Below are 21,377 nucleotides of genomic sequence, written 5' to 3'. Positions count from 1 at the left end.
CAAGTAGCCGTGTCTTTCAAGGACATGCCTACTACCTCGTTTCTCGGCTACCACGACTATGCCCTCGGCAATACTTAGGGAAACATGTTGCCCGCTATGCCAGCCGAGATGTCGGAGGGCTGAACGGTCAGCGAGCTTGCCCCAATTATCAAGAGTCGACACAGCGATGTGGGCGGCTGGAAAAGCCGATCCATGCCCGTCGTTGAATTGAGGCAATGGCAGTGCGACGACCGCTGCTTGTGGTGAACGAATCATAATTCCACTTCCCGCGCATCGATGGACAAATCGTTGCTAACGGACATGAAGCCGGACTCGAACTTCGCGTGCATGTCGGCGACTGCGCCCTGCTCGGCTTCGATGTCGAGTCCGTTACCATCGGCGACATAGGCGTTATCGAGGCCGTTGTCCCCGAAGGGTCCGGTGCGTCGTCGCAGCGACGGCAGCACACTGAGATCGATGTCGACATCCCCGCCCCGGGCCTCATCATCTAGCGTGGTGAGTTCGCTGGGATCGGTTGTGATCAAGGCGTTTTCGGTCGGCGAAGCCAGGGATGCGAATACGGCGTGGTCCGTGCCACCGACAGCGAGGAGACCCGAGCCGCGGGCGGCGGAGAGGAGGAATCGTTGCTCGCCGTCGGAGAGTTTGAACGCGGCTGCGACCTCATCGATGGCTTGTGGGGCTTGGCGTAGCAGGATCTGGGTGGCGGCATTGGAGACGATCGCACGCCCGAGTTCGGTGGATAGCACGTCGGCGCTGTCTTGGGTGGCGACGGTGAGCCCGGCCCAGTGTTTACGAAAGCTCTTGGCCGCCTTGAACAGGAATTCGGCGCCGGCGGGTTGGCGCATGATCAGCCACGCTTCGTCGACGGTGATCATGCGGGGCCGTCGTGTGGCCGGGTCGGACACGCGCCGCCAGGTCGCGTCCAGGACCAGAAGGGTGCCGATGGTTTTGAGTTCGTCGGGCAGGTCGCGCAGCGAGTACACCACCAGTCCCCCGTGGGGGTCGGTCGTGGTGGGGCCGTCGAGCAGTCCGGCGTAGGCACCCCCGGAGATGAAGGGATGCAATCCCGCGGCCAGCTCGTGCGCGGCGGGGGTGTCGAGCCCGTCCAGCTGATCGCGCAGCATGCTCACGGTGGGGGCGGGCCGGGTCCAGGTGGCGGGGTCGTCGGTGATGCCTGCGGCGGCGTAGGTGGCGGTGACTGCGGTATCCAGCACAGCTCGCTGTGTTGCGGTCTGGTCGCCGAGCAGGATCTGGATGAGGGTGTGCAGGAACAGTTTCCGGCGGGTGAGTGCGTCGGAGGGGGCGGTGCGGAAGCCGTCGGGGCGGGTGCGGATGTCGAGGTCGAACGGGTTGAGCCGTACCTCGGGTGCGCCGAGGCGGATGTGGGTGCCGCCGACGGCGTCGGCCAGGCGCCGGTATTCGTCTTCGGGGTCGATGATCACTTGTTCGATGCCCCGGTACAGCGAGCGCAGGATTTCGGTTTTGGCCAGATACGACTTTCCGGCGCCGGAGCGGCCGAGCACGACCATGTTGTGGTTGTGGGCCTCCGGGGCGAACCGGTCGACGAACACCAGCCCGGCGGCGGCGTCGCGCCCGTAGAGCACTCCACGCGGCTGCGTGGCCGCGATGGGGTCGGTGACCGGGAGCTGTGGGGAGTCGAAGGGAAATGCTGCGGCCAGGGCGGTGGTGTCAAAGGTGCGGTGTATTCGGATCAGGTCCAGTCCGACCGGCAGGGTGGTGACCCAGCCTTGAGCGGCACGGAAGCTCAACGGGCAGGTGTCCACCAGCAGGCTCGCGGCCAGGGCCCGCACCGCGGCGACCTCGTCGGCCAGCTCGGTCTCGGAGTCAGCGTGCACGCTCAGGTAGACACCGACCCTGTAGAGGCGGGCCTCGGCGCGGGCCACTCGGGCCGACAGTTCGGCGGCGTCTTCGACGGCGACGTCGACTTGCGGGTCGGGGGGCCGGCCCCGGCTGGTGTCGTGCAGGCGCGAGGATTCCAGGCGCGCGAGCTGGCGACGTAGCCGCCCGGCGGCGGTGACCGGGTCGATCGGGTCGATGTGCACGGCGATGTCGAGCCGGCCGGGATGCGACAGAAGCGGTGTCAACCACCCGGAGGTGACCTCACGCGGGAACCCGGTCACCGCCACAGTGGCCACCCAATCGGAGCCGACCTCGAGGTGCCGGGCCCGGATCGACAGCGACTCGGGCCCGAAACTCAAAGCCTCCGCCCCGGATTCGTCGTCCTCCTCGGCGCCGAGGCCGACGCCGCCGACGCGGGTGTGCTGGGCGCCGGCGGCGGTGATGATCTCGTCGGGGCCGGCGATGTCGGCCGAGGACGCTACGAGGCTGCCTGGGTTGCAGCAGCTGTCCAGGACCGCGGTGGCTTGGATCTCGTCGAGGGCGGTCACGCTGACTCCGAGCGGGGCGAGCAGATCGGTGGCCTCGCTGAGGCGGCGCACCAGCCGGGACTCCGCGGCGCGGCGCGCGGCAGCCGAGGCTCGTCCGAGGGAGCGTCGCTGGCGCGGGATCAGCGGTGATAGGGCTGGGGCGTCGGGTGTGCGGATCGGTTCGCGCCAGATCAGGAGTACCTGGTGCTGGATGAGGTTTTCGGTGGCCGCGAGATCGGCGAGGTGGTCGGCGTGGTCTCGGGCGACGGCGGCCAGCTGGGGTGACATGTCGGCGGTGGCGGCGTCGAGGGCCGAGAGGTGGGTGGTGATGTCGAGTCGTGCGGAGCGGATGAGGATCTGGACGGGTTGGCGCAGCGTGTGCAGCCAGCCGCTGATCTGTGCGAGGAGGCTGTCCTGTTCGGCCGGGGTGCGCAACGCGAGGTTGAGGGTGCCGGCCGCAGCGACGACCGCGAGCCCATCGGCGCCGAGGTCCACCACCCCTACCCCGGTGACACTGCCGGTGACCGCGCGCGGCAGCCGTACGGCATCGGTCGACAACGTAGCCGGGACCGGTGGCCGGGGCCCCCGCATCGCCTGGTCGGCGACCCATCGCGGCATCGGTTCTGTCCGACCGGCGTCGCGCACAAGATGGCGGGCTCGCAACTTGTGACCGATCGCGGCAACCAGCAGCTGGTCGCCCGGCAGACCGTCGCGGGTGGTCGATATCGCGACCGTGACCACGGTCGCGATCGGGGCCGCGACGGCGAGGAACGCCAGCGGCGCGAGGACGGCGCGGGTGGCCATCCACGCCAGATAGAGCAGCAGGGCGGTGGCGGCGAGGATGGCGAGCTGGCGGGCGGTGAACGGTCCGATCAACCGGTCACGGCGCTCGACATCGGCGGGGATACGCACAGGTGTGGTCATGATGGCCTCCTTCCGGGAGTGCGTGGTACGCGGCGGCGGACGGGAAGATCGGGCAGCGGCAGATGCAACTGCCGCCCCGCCGACCGCTTCGGCCCCGGTGTCGACAGTGGCGGTGCCACGGGCGTGGGCGGTCTCGGGGTGGGCCGCACTCTGGTCGCTGGGATGGGTAAGGGGTACTGGCCGCTACGCAGCGGCCGGACACGGTCGTACGGGTCCGGCGCAGCGGGCGGGTCGAAGTCGAAGCTCAGCTGCCTGCCCCGAGCGCTGCCCGCGGGTGCTCGTTTCGCAACTGCCGGTGTGGTGGGCTCCGGTGGCGGGGTCGGTCGGCGCACCTTCGCTACAGGGATCGGCAGCGGATACTGCCCGCCCCGTCCGGGACGGATCCCCCGATACGGATCCGAAGTCGCGGGCAGATCGAAGTCGAACGCCAACTGTTTGCCCCGAGGTGTGCGGGTCGGCGCGGGTGTGGAGCGCGAGGTGGGTTGTCCGGCAGCCGGATTCGGTTGGCGTTTGACGCGGTGGACGCCTTCGAGGGGAAGCATCAGCTGCCCGTCGCGGGTGGCGCGCACGCGGGCGTAGGGGTCGGCCGGTCGGGGTGGGCGGCGCGCAATAGCGGACTTGGCCGCGGCCCGCTTGGAGGTCGCCGCTGTGCGGGTGCCTTTGAGGGCGCCGAGGGTTTTGTAGGTGATGTAGCTGCGCACGATCGACCCGGCCAGGGTGCGGCCTTGGCCGATCCGCAGTACCGACAGCAGCCAGAACGGGGTTTTGACCAGGATCCCCATCAACGCGATCGCGATGATCTGGTCGACCATGCCCTGGGAATTCGGGCCGAAGAACCACCAGTCGCCTGGAGTCAGGAACACGCGCAGCGAGGTGATCAGGATCAGCGACTGCACCACTTGGATCGCCAGGCATGCCCCGAACGAGCGCCACCACCAGCGCGCGATCGACTCGAAACCGGGCAGGGCGTGACACATCAGTGCCAGCGGTGCCGCGATGACCAGCATGACCGTGATCGCGATGCGCACCACGTAGGCCACCATCAGCACGACCAGGATCACCACGAGCGCGACGCCGAGCAGCAGCATGAAGATCCCGCCCGTCGGCCCGGTGTCGGTCAGCTGGCGCAAGGCCGCGGCGGCGGAGTCGGCGTCGACCCCGTTGCCCGACAGCGCTTCGGCGAGGGCGTTGGCGAACCGGATCGCTCCGGTCGCCAGCGCCATGCTCAACGCGCCGGCGACGAATCCGATCACCAGCCGTGGCGCCAGCTCCCGCCAGGACCACCGGGTTTGCAGGGTCTCGCGCACCATCAACAGCACCCCCGCACCCATGACCACAAGCACGTAGAGGGCCAGCACCAGTTGCCACGAGGAGTCCCACATCTGGCGCACGTGCGGCAGGGCGGTCAGGTCCGGGGTGGTGAGCAGGGTGTGCGACACCAGGTTCAGCAGCGGGTTCAACGCCGAGGTCACCAGGCGGCGAAAGACCCCGTCGACCGCCTCGGCGACGCACCCGGAGATGTTGGTGACTCCGCAGTCGCCCTCGCTCGGATAATCGTGCGGAGTCCCGGTGCCCGGATAGACCGGAGATGGGGGGTCGACCGGAGTGCGTGGGTCGGGCCGAGGCTGCGGGTCGACCGGAGTCTGCGGATCCGGCGAGACGGGAGCCGACGGGGACGGTGGTGTCGTCGTGGGTGGTTCGGTGTGCCAGCGGGGCGCGGGTGGCATTGTGACCGGAGGCTGCGCCGGGACGATCGAGGGCGGAGTGACCGGTGGCTGCGCCTGCGCAACGGCGGTCGCTGTCAGACCTGCGGCCAGGGTCAGCGTCGCGGTTGCGGCTCGTATCCTTCGCCACCGAGGCGCCGCGGCCTTGGGTCGGCGTGTGGGGGCGGACATTGGTCAGGCTCCCACGATGGATTTGAGGACCGCGACGATGACCGGGGCCAGCATGGCCAGCGCGTAGCCGAGGCAGGCCGCGCGCAGGGCGGACTTGGATTTCTCGACCTCGGCCGGGTCCCCGGAGGCGATCACGTACCGGACGCCGGCGATGGTCAGGCAGACCGTCGCCACCGCGCTGGAGATACCGACCAGCCAGTTGCGGGCGTTGTCGATCACCTGATCCAGCGAGGACGCGATCGCCAGCAGGGAGACCGGCTGCGCCGAGGCCGGGCCTGCCGCCGCGACCGTCAGCAACGTCAGCGCGACGAGCACCACACACGCCGCCGTGCGGTGCCACCGCCGAGTTCGGCCATGACGCCAGACGGTCTCGACGGTGGAAAACGGTGTGGGGAAGCGGTTCATGCGCATCGCCGCACCTCCTGCTGCCCGCCTTGCAGTGCGGTGCGGGTCCGGCCGCGCCCGCTGCTGGTGGATCGAACCTGAGCGGAGGAACCGGTCTGATGACCCGTGCTGTCCGGTGCCGGATCCGGGGACTCGATCCGCGTGGCCAGCCAGGGGCCGAGTTTGGTTTCGGCGCGCTGGCGTTGTTTGCGGACCTTCCAGTGCGACTGGGATCCGCGCAGCTGCTCGGCCACCGAGGTCATCGAGCGCCGCTCCCATCGAGTTGCGGCGATCAATTCCGCCGCTTCGGCCGTGATCACTCCCTCGGCGACCGCGTCGGCCAGCACCAGTTCCGGGTGGCCGTGGGGGGTCTGGGTGATGGGCGGGCGCGCGTCGGCTGTATCGATGTCGAGGTCGATGGCCTGTGGTGCCAGCGCCTGCTGTCGCGCCCAGGATCGTCCGACATGCACGGTCCCCGACCACAGCCGGGACCACAGTCGCGGCGGCTGCAGATCGATCTCACGTACCTGCCGTAGGAACCCGGCAATGATCTCGGCTTCTGCGTCGTCGCGGTCGATGCTGCCGGGTGCGGCGAACCGGCCGGTGATTCCGGCCAGCATCGGCACCGCCAGTCCGGCGCACGCCAGGCCCGCCCGGCCCCCCGGTTGTCCCCACTCCAGGCGGGCGCGTTGGATCAGCCAGCTCCAGACAGCGTCGACCGGCATCGCGGGGGCCCGTAATTGCTCACCTACGTCGCCCCACGTGCGGACCGCGACTCCGCGTGGCGGGGGCGGGCCCGCGGCCACCGGCTCTCCGGCGATGCGGTCAAACGCCGAGGACACCACCTCGAGCGGCGTCCTTTCAGCGGCTACTTTCCGGCACCGGAAATTGATGTGTTCCGAATTCGTCACCAGGAACTCCCTTGCTCGATGAACAACGAACACTGTCGTCCCGGAAAGGACAGCAGAACCGACTCTCCAAACCACCTCCAACCCACCTCGAAACAACCTCCGCACAGCCTCCAAACACCCTCCGGAACATCCCCGCGCGGCCACACACGCTGCGCCGCGAACCGGGTTGTGTCTGCGCGACACCACCGAGCAACAGACGTATCTACCAGGCATTGTGATTGCGCGGAGGTGTTCTGGAGATGTTTCGGAGGGCGCCGAGCCGCCCCTCGATCGACCGGTAGAAAAATTGTTCAGAAATTACTCGACAGCGGTCGGCGAATGAATTCGGCGTGCCTACTACAGCGCTCGCAAATCAGGCTCAATTAGTGCTTGCCGGCACTTTTCCGGCTGGACGTTGTCCAAAAACTGGGGTCTGCGTGGAATTTATTAAGTAGACACAGAATTTCTTCGCCGAGTAGGAGCGCTCCGTATGACCGCGCAATCTTCGCAGCCATTTCCTCGCACCGGGTTCCCACGCGCCACAGCGACTCGGGCGGTGCCCTCGACCCTGTGGGCGGCGGGCACCGATCCGATCGATCCCGATGATCGGTGGCCCGCTCCGATCGTGTCACGCGCTGTAACCGAGTTCTGCGCCCCTGGCGACCGAGTGCTGCTGGTGCCGTGGCCCGCGCCTGCGACGCGCGGACCGCTGACCGTAATGGCGCCCGACACTGCCGCCGCGCTCACCGCGGTCGACAGGCTCGACCGGACCGCGCGGATCGAGTCCGGGGTTTCCGGCTCAGTCCGGGCCAACGAGCTTGTGTTGGCGAGTTTGCTCGTCCTGAATTCGGATCCGGTGGCTGCTGTTGACCGTGTCGTGGAGTTGGCCGATGCCCGATTGAGCGAGGGCGGACTACTGGTCGTGCTCAGCCGCTGCCGTCACAGCGACGACGGTGTCCTCTCGGATCCGGCCGGCGCGACCGTCGCCGCCGCCCAAGCCGCCGATCTGCTCTACCTCCAGCACATCATCGCCGCGCCCCTGCACGGCGACACCGTCACCGGCCCCGACGCGCCAGTCGTTTCCGTCCGGCACACGGTCGCGCACATCGATCTTCTCGTGTTCCTGCGGCCCGAGTCCGCCCCCGCCTTACAGCGCTGATCACTGCCCGGCTCTGCCCTTCAGACACCCCGACTCGCCGCTCGTTCCCTCGCCTCGGCCTCTCTCGCAAAGGACACACAAATGACTCTCGACCCGACCATCCGACCCGCTGCCACCACCGGACACGGATCTTATGTGTCGGTGTGGGCGACCGGCCAGGTCGCGCCCGCCTCCCAGCGTGTGCGCGGCCGGTATCACCCCGACAGCGTGAAACACCCGGCCAAGATGCTGCCCGCCATCGTGGCCCATGCCGTGCAGGCATACACCCGCCCCGGAGATTTGGTGCTGGATCCGATGTGCGGGATCGGCACCACCCTCGTCGAATCCCTGCACCTGGGCCGCCGCGCGGTAGGGGTCGAGTACGAGGCGCGGTGGGCCGAGCTGGCCCGCACCAACCTGGCCCTGGCCCGCGACGCCGGAATCGAGCTCGACGCCGCCGTCCACCAAGGCGATGCCCGCAAACTGCCCACCTTGCTGCCCGAACGGTTGCGGGGCCGGGTGGATCTGGTGATCACCTCCCCGCCCTACGGCGACTCCACCCACGGCCACGTCCGCGTGCGCGCCGGGGAAGGCGTCCACAAGACCGACCACCGCTACGGGTCGGTCCTCGACCGCGGCAACCTCGCCAACGTCGGCCTGGGCCGGCTGCTGTCCGGATTCACTCGCATCCTCACCGGGGCCGCGGAGTTCCTGGCTCCCGGTGGGCATGTGGTGATCACCGCACGGCCGTGGCGCCAGCACGCCGAGCTGGTCAACCTGCCCGCTCATCTGATCACCTGCGGCACCCTGGCCGGGCTCACCCCCGTTGAGCGGTGCGTCGCGCTGCTGGGGCGCCTGTCCGACGGAGAGCTTGTCGCCCGCAGCTCGTTCTTCCAGCGCGACTTCATCGTCAAACAACGCCGCGCGGGGCTGCCGATGCATCTGATAGCCCACGAAGACGTCATCGTCCTACAAAAACGCGACGACGCACGAAACAGGCTGTCCTGCAATGGTTTCCGCCGCGACCCCGAGCCTACATCACCGCTGCCGGTGATCGGCCAGGAAACCTTCGAGCAGTACCGGGACGCCGCATGAGCACACCGGTCACCACACACGGGTGGCTGACCCGATTGCTTCTCGCCCCCGGCGAGGCGCTGCACGATCTTGCCCACGCACTCGTGTCCCCCCTGGCTATCCCGGCGATCACCGCAGTGGTAGGGGTGCTCATGGTGGTGCGGCTGCTCGCAGGTGTACGGCGGCGCCGGCTGGGTGTGGGGGCTCGCCTGATCACGGTGATGACTCCGCCGCAGGTCGACTCGAAGGCCGCGACCGCGGTCTGGTTGCACCTGACCGGGCAACTACGGCCCGCCTGGCGGCGCACCCTGTTCGGGCAGCCGCATCTGGGATTGGAATACACGATCACACCCGAAGACGGGGCCGCGATCCGGTTCTGGGTCTCCGGCAGTGTCCCTCCGGGTCTGGTGGAGCGGGCGATCGCCTCGGCGTGGCCCGGCGCGCACACCGACACCCAGGATTGCACCGAGCCGCCCCTGCCTCGCCCTGCCGGGACGCGAAGGGTGCTGGCCGGTGGGCAGTTGCGGCTGGGGCGTCGCGAAGCACTTCCGATCCGCACCGACCACGCCGGCGACCTCGTCCGCGATCTGATCACCGCCGCCGATGATCTCGGTCCTGGTCAGGGCGCATGCGTGCAGGTCCTTGCTCGCCCGGTCACCGGCCGCCGCGTCGCCCGCGCTACACGCTCCGACCGCACACGCGGTGGCCTGGCGATTGGGCTGGCGCGGGAGTTGCTCGACGTCCTCACCCCCGGCAACTCTCGCTCCTCGCGCGAAAGCAAGCCACCGTCGGACCAGCAGACCGCGATGGAATTCGCCTCTGCGGCGCGAGCCGCCGCGACGAAAGCGCGTGGCCCGCACTGGGAAACCCTCATCCGCTACGCGGCATCGGTCCCCGTCGACGAACAGGCGGGTGTGGCCGAGGCGCGGCGGGTGGCGCGGGGCCGCGCCGACGCGCTGGCGACGGTGTTCGGGGCATGTGCCGATCACAACTACTACCAGCGGCGGCGCTGCTGGCGCCTCGCCCTCGCATTGGGTGAGCGGCGGCTCGGGCGTGGTGATGTGCTGTCGGTGCCCGAGCTGGCCACCTTCGCGCACTTGCCCACCGAGGAGGGCTTGCCCGGTCTGCAACGCGCCGGCGCTCGCGCGCTGGCGCCGGCGCCGGAGATCCCGACCAGCGGCGAGCACACCAAACCGCTGGGCCTCGCCGACACCGCCAGCCGCCGCCCGGTCGCGGTGCGCATCGCCGACGCCCGCCACCATCTGCACATCCTCGGCCCCACCGGGGTCGGCAAATCGACCCTGCTGGCCCGCACGATCCTCGCCGACGCCGAGGCCGAACGCGGACTGATCGTCATCGACCCCAAAGGCGATCTCGTGACCGATGTGCTGTCGCGGCTGCCGCGCCGCTTCGCCGACCGGGTGGTGTTGTTCGACGCCGACTCCCCCGCCCCGCCCCCGTGCATCAACCCTCTCGATATCAGCCAACACGGCCACGCGGGACTGGATCTCGCCGTGGACAACCTGGTGACCATTTTCCGGCGAGTGTTCGCCCAATGGTGGGGGCCACGCACCGACGACGTCATGCGCGCCAGCCTCCTGACCCTCTGCGCTCAACCCGGCACCGCCACCCTCGAAGACCTCCCCCGCCTGCTCACCGAACCCGCCTTCCGCGCCCGCGTCACCCGCACCACCAGCGACCCCGTCCTGCGCGGATTCTGGGAAGGCTACGAACAACTCTCCGACGCCGCCCGCGCCCAAGTCATCGGGCCACTACTGAACAAACTCCGTGCCTTCCTGCTGCGGCCGTTCGTGCGGGCCGCGATCGCCGCCGGACCCTCCACTGTCGAGTTTGCCGACGTGCTCGACCACGGCGGGATCTGCCTCGCCCGCCTGCCCAAAGGCTCCCTCGGCGAGGAGACCAGCCGCCTGGTCGGGTCCCTGCTGGTCGCCCGTACCTGGCAAGCGGCCACCGCCCGCGCCCGTCAGCCCGCCAACGACCGCGCCGACGCCGCCCTGGTCCTCGACGAAGCACACAACTTCCTCAACCTGTCCACACCGGTGGAGGACATGCTCGCCGAAGCCCGCGGCCTGCACCTGTCGCTACTGCTCGCCCACCAGAACCTCGCCCAGCTCCCGCGCGATCTGCGTGACGGCATCTCCGCCAACGCCCGCAACAAAATCATCTTCGCGGTCTCTCCCGACGACGCCCGCGAGTTGGCCCGTCACACCAGCCCGTGGCTGTCCGAACACGACCTCACCCACCTCGACGCCTTCCACGCTGCCGCGCGCCTGCTCGTCCATGGCCAGCAAGCCCGGCCTTTCACCCTCACCACCGAGCCCCTGCCACCACCGACGCCCGGCCGCGCCCGCCAGATCGCCGCCGCCGCACGCGCCGGGCACACCACCCGGCCCGGCCACCACGTCACCGACGACCCGTCGAAATCGTCGGCCACCACCGGTGACGACGCCACGTCCTCCTCCGATCTCGGCGATCCCCGCCTCTAGTCGCTTACCGGCCAGTCACGTCACGGGCGATCGCCCGCACGGCCGGGATGGCCCCCTTTGTGTCCGAAAGGTTTCCGTCTCTCATGGTGATCACGCGCCCCGACCGGCAAGCAGATCTGCGGGCACCGCGCACCGTCCAGACCGGATTACCGGTCGCCGATTCGCTGCGGTTGGTGGCTCGTTTGACCGACCGCGATCGCTGGATCCTGCGGATGGTGCATGAGCATCGCGTGCTGACGACCAACCAGCTCGCCGCATTGGCCTTCCCCACCCGCAACCTCGCTCGCCGCCGGCTGGCGGCACTGCACCGCGAACGCGTCGTGGACCGATTCCGGCCGTTCACGACTTCCGGCAGCGCACCGTGGCATTGGGTGCTGGCCCCCGACGGCGCCGGCGTCCTCGCCGCCGAAGCCGGCGCCGAGGTCCGCGAGCTGGGCTACCGCCCTCGCCGGCGCCTCGACATCGCCCACAGCCTGCATTTGACCCACACCCTCGGCGTCAACGACTGGTTCACCACCCTCGCCATCACCGCCACCGACCACGACGCCACCGTGGCTGCGTGGTGGTCGGAATCGCGCTGCCGCCGCCTCTGGGGAGACCTGGCGCGCCCCGACGGCTACGGCCGCTACACCCGCCACGAGGCCCGCCTGGACTTCTTCCTCGAATACGACCTCGCCACCACCAGCCTCACCCGCGTCGCCGCCAAACTCCTCGGCTACGCAGAGCTCGCCCGATCCACCGGCATCATCACTCCTGTCCTGCTCTGGGTGCCCACCGGCCGAAGAGAACTCGCCGCACGCCAAGCCTTGCGCGACACCGCCGCCTCACTGCCCGACCCCACAACGGTGCCCGTGGCCACCGCCGCCGCCGACTACCTCGACACCGCCGCCACCCATCCCAGCCCCGCCGACCGCATATGGCTCCCCGTCGACTCGCCCCACGCCCGCCGCCTGCACCTGCACGAACTCGCCGACGCCTGGCCGCGCCGCACACCCTCGCCGCAAGACGAGAGCGAGGACTCCCCCATCACCCTCGGCGGACAGATCATGCTCCCCGCACCACCACCGCTGTTCGAGCACCAGAGCTGACCTGATGCTGGTCAAAACACTCGGGGCAGGCTCGGCAATGGTCGTGTTCCTCGTCGTCGTCATCGCCGCCGTGGTCACCACCGTCGTGATCTACGGCCAGCCCCTACGCGGGGCCGGGTCGTCGCCGGGCGCGCAGAGTACGCCCAGCCCACTCGCCCGTGCCGATATCCCCTCGGATCTACTCGTGCTCTACCAGCAGGCCGCCGCCGATTGCCCCGGCCTGGACTGGTCGGTGCTGGCAGCGATCGGGAAAGTCGAAACCGACCACGGCCGCTCCACCCTCCCCGGCGCCCAAAACGGCGAGAACTTCGCCGGCGCAGGCGGACTCATGCAATTCCTGGCCCCAACCTTCGATGCCGTCACTACCCGCCACCAGCTGCCCGCCGGCGGAGCGAGCCCGCCCTCGCGCTACAACCCCAGCGACGCCATCCACGCCGCCGCCTACTACCTGTGCGACTCCGGAGCACCCGCCGACCTACACCGCGCGATTTTCGCCTACAACCACTCCGACACCTACGTCACCCAAGTCCTCGACCAAGCCGCCCGCTACCGCGCCACCCCCACACCCGACAACGCCGATTGCCACGCCGCAAGCGCGGCCGATACCGCTGCCTCGCAGGCGATCTCGTTCGCCTGCGCGCAGCTCGGGCAACCCTACGTGTGGGGCGGCAACGGGCTCGCCGACGGCGGCTGGGACTGCTCCGGGCTCACCAAAGCCGCCTACGCCGCCGCCGGAATCACCTTGCCCCGCACCACCTACGACCAAGTCAACATCGGGCCCCGCATTCCGGAGAACCAGTTACAACCCGGAGACCTCGTCTTCTACGGCACCGCTGCCGACGTGCATCACGTCGGCCTCTACCTCGGCGCAGGACACATGATCCACGCACCCGACGTCGGACAGCCAGTACAGATCAGCGCCTACAGATACGACGGCGATGACTACTACGGCGCCGTCCGCCCCACCGCGCGAATCGCTGCCACACCCGCAACGCGAGGTGGTGCCGATAGCTGACCGGTACACCGCGACAGCCCACCACGCTCTGCGCGAGATCGCCCACTGTAACACCGCGTTTCGCACCGGGAGAGCAACCTCACCCGCCCCTCGGCCCTACGTCACTCCAGCCCCACCCACGCCCGCAAGACCGACAGACCAGGAGGTCCGCCATGACACCCACGACCGCCCCCACGCACCGACGCGCTCGCACCCGCTGCGCCGCCCCCACTCTGATCTGCGCCGTTGTCGCGGCGGTGGTGACCGCTGTGTCCGTACTGGTCTGCGGGGCGGCCACCGCTACTCCGGTATCGGGTCCAGCGAGTTGTCCCCGATGGACAGCCGTGCTCGTCCCAGGCACCGGGGAAGCCCCAGATGAGCTCGGGGGGATGCTCGCCCCGATCGGAGCGGGCCTTCGCCAGCGGTACGGCTCCGACATCGAGGTGCGCACGCTCTCCTACCCGGCCTCGGCGGTCCCGTACGGCACCTCCGAAACCGCAGGCAGACAAAACCTGTCGACGCTTCTGCGCGGGTTGTGCTCGTCCACGCGGGTGGTGCTGGCCGGATACTCTCAAGGCGCCGACATCGCCGGGGACCTCGCCACCGAGATCGGCAACAACCGCGGCCCGATTGCCGCGTCCCGGATCGTGGCGGTCGCGTTGATCTCCGATCCACGCCGCAACTCCGACACCCCGCAGCTCGGGACGCCATCACCCGGCGAGGGCATCGCCGGCCCCCGCCAGCACGACTTCGGCACACTCACCAACCGAGTCCGCACCGTCTGCGCCACCGGCGACATCTACTGCTCCACCACACCGCAAGCCTCACCCGCCCTCGCCGCCCTCGGCCACGCCTTCACCGGCACCGACCTTCCCCCCACCAGCACCGACACCGCCACGACCCCCAGCCCGGACCAGACCACGACTCCCACAACGGCCCCGGCGACCAGCTCGCCAGCGGCCCCGGACTCGGGCCTGGACGCGTCGGGTTCGTTCGCCGGGCTCGATCCGTCCGAAATCATCGGGCAGGTGGTCACCGTCCTTTCCGGGCTGTCCGGATTCGCCGCAGACCTACCCGCGATCGGCACCGACCTCGCTCAGCTGCCCGCGTTGATCGCCAGCGGCAATCTTCCCGGCCTGCACCAGATCTCGGGAGACCTGAACAATCAGTTCGCGCCGCTGGTCCAGATGGCCGACCGGATCGACCTGCACCTGGTTGCCCGCGCCTTGGCCCTCGCCGCCCCGCTCGACACCTCCGGGTGGACCAACGTCGCGTCGCAGATCGTGAACATCCTGGCCGGCCTCGACATCGCACGCCTCGCCACCGACATCGGCCAAGCCCAGGAAATCGCCTGGAACGCAGCACAAAAACTCGTCACCGGCAACCCTGCCGGAGCCGCCCTCGCACTGTCGGGGCTCGTCCCGGTCGCGGCCGACCTCGCCGCCGCCGCGGCGAGCGCGTTGACAGGGGACGCCGGCACTCACCTGGCCGGGCTCGCGCACACCTTCACCGCCACCACAACCCCCGACACCAGCACCGCCCTCGCTGACCTGGCCCGCCAAAGCGGCGACGCGACCCGATTCGCCACCTCGGGCGTGCACCAGAACGGCTACACCACCGGCCTCGGGCAAGCGCTGGATTGGCTGATCAACCAAATCGACACGACCAAATGAGCAGAGGCTTTATCCGAACTCACATTCGACAATCGCTGATACCGAGGTCATGCCCAGATCAGGAGTAAGCGGCGTGGTCGCGCAGACCCGCTATCCACGTTTCGGCAGGAGGTCGCCGAGATTATCCACCAGATGAGCGACCTCGTCCGGAAATTCCTCAGCCCATGTGGCTAGAAAAGCGCCCGCAACGATGCTGCCGGCCTGGAAATCGAGCTCATCGCCGATCTGTTCCCATATGACGTGCCGGTCCCAGTTGGTCAGGGCTCGTTCTTGTACCACCTTTTTGACGCGCTCCTGGTCATGCGTGGTCAGCTGCAATCGAAGTGCAAGCTTGGGTGAAACCACCTCCAGCCGTTGCATGACCCGATCGAGTACATGTGCCTCTGGCAAGCCATCACCTGGCAGACAAAAAATGAGGTCACTCTTGCTCGCCCGCTCTGCTTGGTCGCCGTCGAGAACGCAAACCGATGTGAACTGCCTGGTCGGGTCGAGGTTGTGCTGTTGGTGGACTTGGATTGCAGGATCGGCCCCGCCCATACTGTGCACTTTCACCGCCTCCAGCTCGACCCCGCCATGAGCCCGCAAGGCCGTGATGACCATCGTTTCGGCGAACTTGTCTTCTACGAAGATCGCGAGTTTGGCATCGATCTGACCGGTGATCGTGCGCAGCGCTCGGACGTCGAGTTTTCCCTGGAGAACCTCGCCGTCGTAGGCCGCCCAGATACCCTTCGGTGGCAATGGGGCGAGCGCGTCGTTGGAATGGGTCGTGAAGACGACCTGGCAACCTTTACGTTTGGCCACACCGATGAGGTACTCGACCATGCGTCGTGTCGCGACCGGATGCAGGCCGTTCTCGATCTCCTCGATCAGAATCATCGAACCGTCCTGGGCCGCCTCGACCTCGGCGACGATCCGGATGACGCTGGCCTCGCCTGCCCCGAAATGGAACTCGGTGTACTCGACGTCATTTTGCGTGCGACCCGAGAACAACGTGACGTTACCAGCCTGGTCAACGTAGAGCTGTTCGAAGCCGTGAACCGGCTTGCCGAGTATCCGCGCGACGTACGCAGCTACCTCCGGGTGCAGCTGCTCCTGCTTGAGTGCCGAAAATGCCGCCCTCGCAGCCTTCTTGAGCTGGGCACGCTCTGTCGCTGGGAGCGTGCGATCCACCCCGAAGACCTTCACCTCACGGTCGAGCACGGAGTCACGACTCCACCGGTACTCCTTGAAACGCGCCGTACGGGCAACAGTTCGTCGGGGGCTCAGCCCCTTATCGATCACCTCGTATTCGATCGACCAGTTCTGCATGCTCGCGTCGTGCTTGCCCCCTTTGGCGAAGAAGCGCCCAGGCGAAACACTCTTGTATGCCAAAGCAGCAGCACCGAGCACAGTGCTCTTGCCGCCGCCGTTCGGACCGACGACGGCGGTGACGGGAAAGTCGAAAGTCACAGTGCGATCGGTGAATCCGCGCACTTTACGCAGGGTGACCCGCTTCAGATACTTGCCGTAACTTCCCTTTGAGACCTTCTCCTCCAAGCCGCTGATCTCACTCGGACGGATCTCGCTCCGGTAGTACTCGTCCATGAACTCTCCTCGGGCGCGACCAGCCTCTGCCAGGTCACCGGCAACCAATCTCCCCATCTTTCCACCGCCAGACAACACGAATAGCACCGGTAACCGAATGCTGTGCTAGCTAGATGATGCCTGGGGCGAGTATCGATGGGTGCGGCACGCCAGGGGAAGCGCCTCCCTCGGGGGTCGACACCGCGCGGTCACAATGCAGGCACGGGGTTGATCGAGGACAGAGCGGACCTCACCGACACGCAACTCCAGTCACACACCACGCAAGTCGTCCGTCGAATATCGCATCAAACGAATGCCTTCCTCCTATCGGTCAAATAGGCGGGTCATTCGGCCGGTGGTGGGGCTGCACCGGCGGGACTGCCGACGGAGGCGCCGCACGGTGGGGCCGCTCCGGTGCCGACCGGTGACCGACCCGGGCGCGGGCTGATTCGTGGATTATCGCGTGTCTGGTTCCAACCTGTTGTCGCACATGTTCGAATGCAACAGCGTTCGGCCCGGATCGGATGCGGTTGCGACGCGGCCGATCCCGGGCATTGTGGCGCGCACCGAAATGGCCGGTGGGGCCGAGAAGGTGTCCTTCTCGGCCCCACCGGCCATCGGGTTGGGTTCGCTGCGGTCAGCTGGTGGCAGTGTGCAGGGCGTGGGCGAACGGGCCCGGCAGGTGGGCGGCGCTGTTGAGCCTCCATGTCGGCAGGTCGACGGCCGGGCCGGACACGGTCCCGGCGACGGCATGGTGGCTGGCCACGGCTGTGGCCGCGCGGTCGAAGTCGGGATACGACGTCCCCGTCAGGGGCCCGCTGGTGACCTCGATCCGGCCGGTGCCGGGGTAGAAGCAGGCGTCGGTGCGCAGTTTGCGGTACACGGTGAACACCGCCAGCGATTGCGGCAGCGAGGTGGGCGCCGCTGCGGTGAGGTGGCGTACGGCTTCCTCAGCGATGGCTCCCCACAGTTCGAAACTGTCGGGGGTGTGGGTGGAGGTGTCGAACACCTCGTGCAAGGCGACCGCGAGAGCGGCCTGGCTGGCGGCGGTGTGGGTGTGGGCGTTCATGACCGGTGAGAACCTTTCTCGAAATGTGAGGCGAACGGAATCGGTTCGGTCTGGTGGGTGGCGGTGCGCCGGTGCCGTGTGGCGGGTGCGGCGCACCGCCACCGAGGTCACTGGCCGGGAGCCAGCGCGAACTTCTTGGGCCGGGTGCAGGTCTGGCGGGCGGTGCCCAGCGTGGTGAGTTTGACCAGCGCGTTGTGTACCGCGCCGCTGCTGCGCCCCAACACTTTCCCGATCTCGTGCGGAGTGAATTCCGTGCCGGGAGAATCGCGCAGATGATCCTCGACTTCCCCACGCAACGCACCCGGAGCCAGCCGCTGCGGTGACTCCTCCTGCGCCGCTGCTACATCGGGTTGGGCGTCGGGGGTAGCGGCGGCGGCTTCGGTGCCCGTGTGGGCCGCTGCGGCGGGTTCCTGCAGTGCCTGCGTACCGGTGGCGGGGTCGGCAGCGTTGGGGGTGTCGTCGGTGGATCCTGTTGCTGTGGGGGCGGTGTCGCTCCCCTGCTCCGTCGCCGCGTCCGATTGCGCCGTGTCGGGTTCGCTGGTCGTGTCGGTCGGGGTGACCGGTTCGGCCGGGGCGGTGGGTGACCAGTGTTCGGCGGCGCGGGGATTGTCGGGGTCGCGGTCGCGGCGCGCGGCACCGGCGGCGGCCCAGCCGGACAGGATGCGCCGGGCGGTGGAGCCCGCGATTCCGGCGATGCCCGCCAGCCCGGTGGCGGTGTTTCCGGGGGATTCACACAGCGCGGTCCACAACGCTTTCTCGCTGTCGGTGCGCAGTACCGGCGCATCGGCTGGCGGTTTCGTGGCCGGTGCGGGCGTGGTTTGGGCGGTGTTTTTCGCCGCCCGTTTCGGGGTGTTTTTCTTTCGTGCGGACATGACAGTTCCTCCCTGAAAACTGGGGAATACGAGGGAATTCGCGGGTGTGCGGATCATGCCCCGGCCGGGACGGGAACCCCGCCGTATCACCCGATTCCGGGCTGATGCGGCGGTGTTCCCCGTCTATGAACGCTCGATACCGGTGACAATGTCAAGCGGTGCATAGGAAAATAATGCGATCAGAATTTCTTCTCGTGGTTCTGGGGGCGGAATTTCATTGTTGGAGTCGAATTCGACTCGTCTCGACTTTCTCGCCATTTCTCCCGCGATATCAGAGCGAAGCCGCCACCGCCGGTAAGGCGGTGGCGGCGGTGTTGCCGAAGATGGTCAGTCGAGTCGGAACTCGTCGAGGCGAGCCAGTTCGGTGTGCAGCTCACTGAGTCGTTGCAGTGCCTCGTCGATGTCACGGGCAGCGAATTCGGTGCGCACACTGTCAGGTTCCGGGAGTTGCCGCAGCCGCAATGTGACGGCCATGGCGGCGAGGGTGCGTGACAGGACCTCGGCTCGGTCGGCCAGCGCGTGGCTGTCTTGACGCACGAGATCGCTGGTGTGGGCGCGCTGGAGTGCGTAGAGCGTGCGCATCTGCTCGTGCCATCGCTCACTCGCGCCGTCGGCTGGCAGCAACTCCCACGGCAGGACCCAGACGCGTCCTCTCCGCGCGCATTCGACCTCGCACTCGTGGAGGATGCCGTGCCGACAACGCAAGGTGGTCACCACCGCCCGCAGATCGGGTGCGTCGACGTCGATGACCTCGTCCCCCAACTGGACCGGGCAGTGGGCACCGCGCATCGTGCCCGTGGATTCGGCAACGGCCATCGAGTCGGCCGGTGCAGGGGAGCTATGTCCGGCAGGTGCCGGAAAGGGCTGCGGGGCTTGGAGGTCGAGCAGGAATGGGCCGCGCGGGGAGATCGGGATCATGGCGGCCATGTCCGGGGAGCGCAGATCCGTGGTCCACTGGGCGAGGTCGCCGGCGAGGCCAGGGACCTCGATCTCATTGCCTCGGCTGTCGAGGAAGGCGTACGCGTCGAGCCCGCCGTAGGGGGCCCAGTCGAACTCGACATAGTGCACGCTCGGAGCGCGGCGGCCGATCTCGGTGACGACCGCAGCGAGGGCGGCCTCGGTGATGGCCCGTTCACGGGCCGGGCCGCCGGGCATCGCGTGCGCGACGTCCAGGCGGGCGTCGAGATCGGCGATGGGATCGGTGGGCGGGTGTGTGGTCATGGTGGTGAGTTCCTTCCGTGCTGGGATGTTTCGTCTGGCGTGGTGGGTGCCGGTCCCCCGCCGCCCCTTTGGGCGGGGCGGCGAGGGCGGACGGCGTGCGGGTCAGCGGTGCGAGCGTGCGGTGAGATAGCGGCGGGCCTCGATCAGAGCGGCGGTAGCGCGGGCGGTGGCGTGGATGACCGGCAGGATCAGGCACCCGGCCGGTCCGGGCCGGAAGGAGTCGATGTAGGGCGAGCGGGGCTGTCCGTCCCATCCGGGTTCGTCGCCGGGCACGATCACGTCGTAGGCAGTGGTGTTCACCTCGACCGTGATCCGGTATTCGCCCTCGGGAAGCTCCTGCCACTGGCCGGGCGCTGCCACCGAGGCCAGCGCGAACACCTGAGCGGCGATCGTCGCGGCCGTGACGACATCCTCGCCGGTGAAATCGGCGGCCCAGCGGTCCACACGCATGATCTCGCCGGTGAGCTGGTCGTGGATGTGGTCGGCCCAGTCGCGGCATGCGCGGCAGGTGCGGCGGCGGCCGGTCGGGCCCGACGCGTCTCGATCTTCGAGGGCGTTGTCCGCCCGCAGGGCGCACACCAGATCCCCGACGGAGGCGGCCCGGTCGCGGGCATCGCGCAGCTCGCTCACCGTGACCTCGTCGAGGTGAGCGGGGTCGAGGTCGTAGTCGTGCAGGTCGTGATTGCGGTGCTCGGTCATGGCGGGGTGCCTCGATTCGTGTGTGGCGGTGCTGGTTTCGGTTGCTGTGTGCGGTGCGGGGGCGGTGCGGGCCCAGGCGACGGGCAGCGGACCGCCGGTGGTGAGGTGGGTGTCGAGGGCGGCCATGAGGTCGCTGGTGTCGCGGTAGAGCTCTTCGAGCCGGTCGTGGTGGTCGGCGGCCTCGCTGGCGCGTTCGATGCGGTGCTCGTCGCGGTTGTAGGCGGTGATCGCCTCGGCGATGGTGTGGCGGGTGGCCCGGAACTCGGCGAGGGTGTCGTCGGGGTCGAAGGTGTCGCGGGTCATGGTGCGAATCTCCTTGTGATCGAGGGTGTTTCGGTGTCCCCCGGGCGCGGCGCTGTACCGCGCCCGGGAGGGGGGTCAGGCGTTGCGTACAGCGGTGACGGCGGCCTTGGCGATAGCGGCGGCGGTGGTGGTCGGGTCACCGATGACGTGCGCGGTGGTGTTGGCCAGTGGGCGGCGGTACTCGATGTCGGGGGCCAGCCACAGCACCGCGCACGCGGTGGCGCGCAGCCGGTCGATCCGCTGCTGTGCGCGTCGGCGGCGGGGGCCGCCGTAGTAGCCGTCGGAGATGATCACCAGCAGCCTCGTGGTCTCCGGGCGAGACAGCGCGAGCGCGCCGTCGAGGGCGTCGATCGCGTCGTCGAGCGCTTCCTCGGCGTCGGGGCAGGTGAACTCGGTGACACGGGCGGGTGCGGTGCCTGGGTAGGTGATCGGCGAAACCCTCGAGCCGAAGGTGACCGTGGCCGTCGCGGCGGGCATGGTCGCGAGTTCAGCGGCCTGGGCGACGATCCAGGCAGCTGAGGCGGTCGGTGCGGCATAGGCCGACATCGACCCCGACACGTCACAGGCAATGCCGACCCGCAGCGGCGGGATCGGGGTGGCGCGCCGCGTGGTGCGGGTGAACGGTTCGGCGGTCGGCATCGCCCCGGCCGCGCGCTGGGCCTCGCGTGCCATCGCCCCGCGCATCCGCAACCGGCC

At 68.6% G+C, this 21,377-nt stretch carries 16 protein-coding genes; 6 read left to right on the top strand and 10 right to left on the bottom strand.

Annotated elements, in window-relative coordinates; genetic code table 11:
• Positions 1-251 precede the first annotated feature (251 nt).
• From NN2_RS38975 to NN2_RS19135, 4 genes are all read right to left on the bottom strand, one after another.
• On the bottom strand, positions 252-3,311 hold the full coding sequence (locus NN2_RS38975; RefSeq protein WP_063910809.1) for a PrgI family protein: 3,060 nt from the start codon (positions 3,309-3,311) through the stop codon (positions 252-254).
• Entirely contained in the window at positions 3,308-5,038 is a 1,731-nt protein-coding gene (locus tag NN2_RS19145) for a TrbL/VirB6 family protein (RefSeq protein WP_063015330.1), read from the bottom strand. Before NN2_RS19145 ends, NN2_RS38975 begins: the two co-directional genes overlap by 4 nt.
• Before the next feature lie 171 nt (positions 5,039-5,209).
• Entirely contained in the window at positions 5,210-5,617 is a 408-nt protein-coding gene (locus NN2_RS19140) for a pilin (RefSeq protein WP_245658772.1), read from the bottom strand.
• Positions 5,608-6,501 (bottom strand): hypothetical protein, encoded by an 894-nt coding sequence (locus NN2_RS19135; protein WP_156511371.1) that lies wholly within the window; start codon positions 6,499-6,501, stop codon positions 5,608-5,610. The genes NN2_RS19140 and NN2_RS19135 overlap by 10 nt, the downstream gene beginning before the upstream one ends.
• Before the next feature lie 535 nt (positions 6,502-7,036).
• Between NN2_RS19135 and NN2_RS36395 the strand changes: the two genes are divergently transcribed.
• The 6 genes from NN2_RS36395 (at position 7,037) to NN2_RS19105 (ending at position 14,954) form a co-directional block, all read left to right on the top strand.
• On the top strand, positions 7,037-7,639 hold the full coding sequence (locus NN2_RS36395) for a hypothetical protein (RefSeq protein WP_063015328.1): 603 nt from the start codon (positions 7,037-7,039) through the stop codon (positions 7,637-7,639).
• A gap of 81 nt (positions 7,640-7,720) precedes the next feature.
• Positions 7,721-8,713, top strand: a complete 993-nt coding sequence (locus tag NN2_RS19125) for a TRM11 family SAM-dependent methyltransferase (protein WP_063015327.1) — start codon at positions 7,721-7,723, stop codon at positions 8,711-8,713.
• Positions 8,710-11,199, top strand: coding sequence for a helicase HerA domain-containing protein (locus NN2_RS19120; RefSeq protein ID WP_063015326.1), 2,490 nt, complete (start codon positions 8,710-8,712; stop codon positions 11,197-11,199). Before NN2_RS19125 ends, NN2_RS19120 begins: the two co-directional genes overlap by 4 nt.
• A gap of 83 nt (positions 11,200-11,282) precedes the next feature.
• Positions 11,283-12,287 carry a replication-relaxation family protein gene (locus tag NN2_RS19115; RefSeq protein WP_063015325.1) on the top strand — a complete coding sequence of 335 codons (1,005 nt, stop codon included), beginning with the start codon at positions 11,283-11,285 and terminating at the stop codon, positions 12,285-12,287.
• Positions 12,288-12,291: 4 nt separating this feature from the next.
• On the top strand, positions 12,292-13,302 hold the full coding sequence (locus tag NN2_RS19110) for a C40 family peptidase (protein ID WP_063015324.1): 1,011 nt from the start codon (positions 12,292-12,294) through the stop codon (positions 13,300-13,302).
• Between the two features lie 152 nt (positions 13,303-13,454).
• Positions 13,455-14,954: a cutinase family protein gene (locus NN2_RS19105; protein WP_082857099.1), complete on the top strand. Its 1,500-nt coding sequence runs from the start codon at positions 13,455-13,457 to the stop codon at positions 14,952-14,954.
• 90 nt (positions 14,955-15,044) lie between these two features.
• Here the strand turns inward: NN2_RS19105 and NN2_RS19100 are convergent, their stop codons facing one another.
• The 6 genes from NN2_RS19100 to NN2_RS19075 form a co-directional block, all read right to left on the bottom strand.
• Positions 15,045-16,538 (bottom strand): ATP-dependent nuclease, encoded by a 1,494-nt coding sequence (locus NN2_RS19100; protein WP_063910811.1) that lies wholly within the window; start codon positions 16,536-16,538, stop codon positions 15,045-15,047.
• A gap of 616 nt (positions 16,539-17,154) precedes the next feature.
• Positions 17,155-17,586, bottom strand: coding sequence for a hypothetical protein (locus NN2_RS19095; RefSeq protein WP_063015321.1), 432 nt, complete (start codon positions 17,584-17,586; stop codon positions 17,155-17,157).
• Positions 17,587-17,693: 107 nt separating this feature from the next.
• Complete coding sequence (locus tag NN2_RS37255; RefSeq protein WP_063015320.1) at positions 17,694-18,458, bottom strand: hypothetical protein; 765 nt, start codon at positions 18,456-18,458, stop codon at positions 17,694-17,696.
• A 327-nt stretch (positions 18,459-18,785) separates the two neighbouring features.
• Entirely contained in the window at positions 18,786-19,679 is an 894-nt protein-coding gene (locus NN2_RS19085) for a hypothetical protein (protein ID WP_063015319.1), read from the bottom strand.
• A 102-nt stretch (positions 19,680-19,781) separates the two neighbouring features.
• A complete protein-coding gene (locus tag NN2_RS19080; protein WP_063015318.1) occupies positions 19,782-20,681 on the bottom strand; it encodes a hypothetical protein in 900 nt (299 codons plus the stop codon).
• Between the two features lie 75 nt (positions 20,682-20,756).
• On the bottom strand, positions 20,757-21,377 hold a 621-nt coding region (locus tag NN2_RS19075; RefSeq protein ID WP_156511370.1), incomplete at its 5' end, for a VWA domain-containing protein.

The organism is Nocardia nova NBRC 15556 (assembly GCF_001613005.1).
GTDB classification, from domain to species: Bacteria; Actinomycetota; Actinomycetes; order Mycobacteriales; family Mycobacteriaceae; genus Nocardia; species Nocardia nova.
This window is presented reverse-complemented; position numbering and strand designations above follow the sequence as displayed.

Bases quoted from the DNA above. Each gene is read 5' to 3' on its own strand.
- NN2_RS38975 (WP_063910809.1), bottom strand. From the start codon at position 3,311: ATGACCACACCTGTGCGTATCCCCGCCGATGTCGAGCGCCGTGACCGG.
- NN2_RS19145 (WP_063015330.1), bottom strand. From the start codon at position 5,038: ATGCCACCCGCGCCCCGCTGGCACACCGAACCACCCACGACGACACCA.
- NN2_RS19140 (WP_245658772.1), bottom strand. From the start codon at position 5,617: ATGCGCATGAACCGCTTCCCCACACCGTTTTCCACCGTCGAGACCGTC.
- NN2_RS19125 (WP_063015327.1), top strand. From the start codon at position 7,721: ATGACTCTCGACCCGACCATCCGACCCGCTGCCACCACCGGACACGGA.
- NN2_RS19120 (WP_063015326.1), top strand. From the start codon at position 8,710: ATGAGCACACCGGTCACCACACACGGGTGGCTGACCCGATTGCTTCTC.
- NN2_RS19115 (WP_063015325.1), top strand. From the start codon at position 11,283: ATGGTGATCACGCGCCCCGACCGGCAAGCAGATCTGCGGGCACCGCGC.
- NN2_RS19110 (WP_063015324.1), top strand. From the start codon at position 12,292: ATGCTGGTCAAAACACTCGGGGCAGGCTCGGCAATGGTCGTGTTCCTC.
- NN2_RS19105 (WP_082857099.1), top strand. From the start codon at position 13,455: ATGACACCCACGACCGCCCCCACGCACCGACGCGCTCGCACCCGCTGC.
- NN2_RS19100 (WP_063910811.1), bottom strand. From the start codon at position 16,538: ATGGACGAGTACTACCGGAGCGAGATCCGTCCGAGTGAGATCAGCGGC.
- NN2_RS19095 (WP_063015321.1), bottom strand. From the start codon at position 17,586: ATGAACGCCCACACCCACACCGCCGCCAGCCAGGCCGCTCTCGCGGTC.
- NN2_RS37255 (WP_063015320.1), bottom strand. From the start codon at position 18,458: ATGTCCGCACGAAAGAAAAACACCCCGAAACGGGCGGCGAAAAACACC.
- NN2_RS19085 (WP_063015319.1), bottom strand. From the start codon at position 19,679: ATGACCACACACCCGCCCACCGATCCCATCGCCGATCTCGACGCCCGC.
- NN2_RS19080 (WP_063015318.1), bottom strand. From the start codon at position 20,681: ATGACCCGCGACACCTTCGACCCCGACGACACCCTCGCCGAGTTCCGG.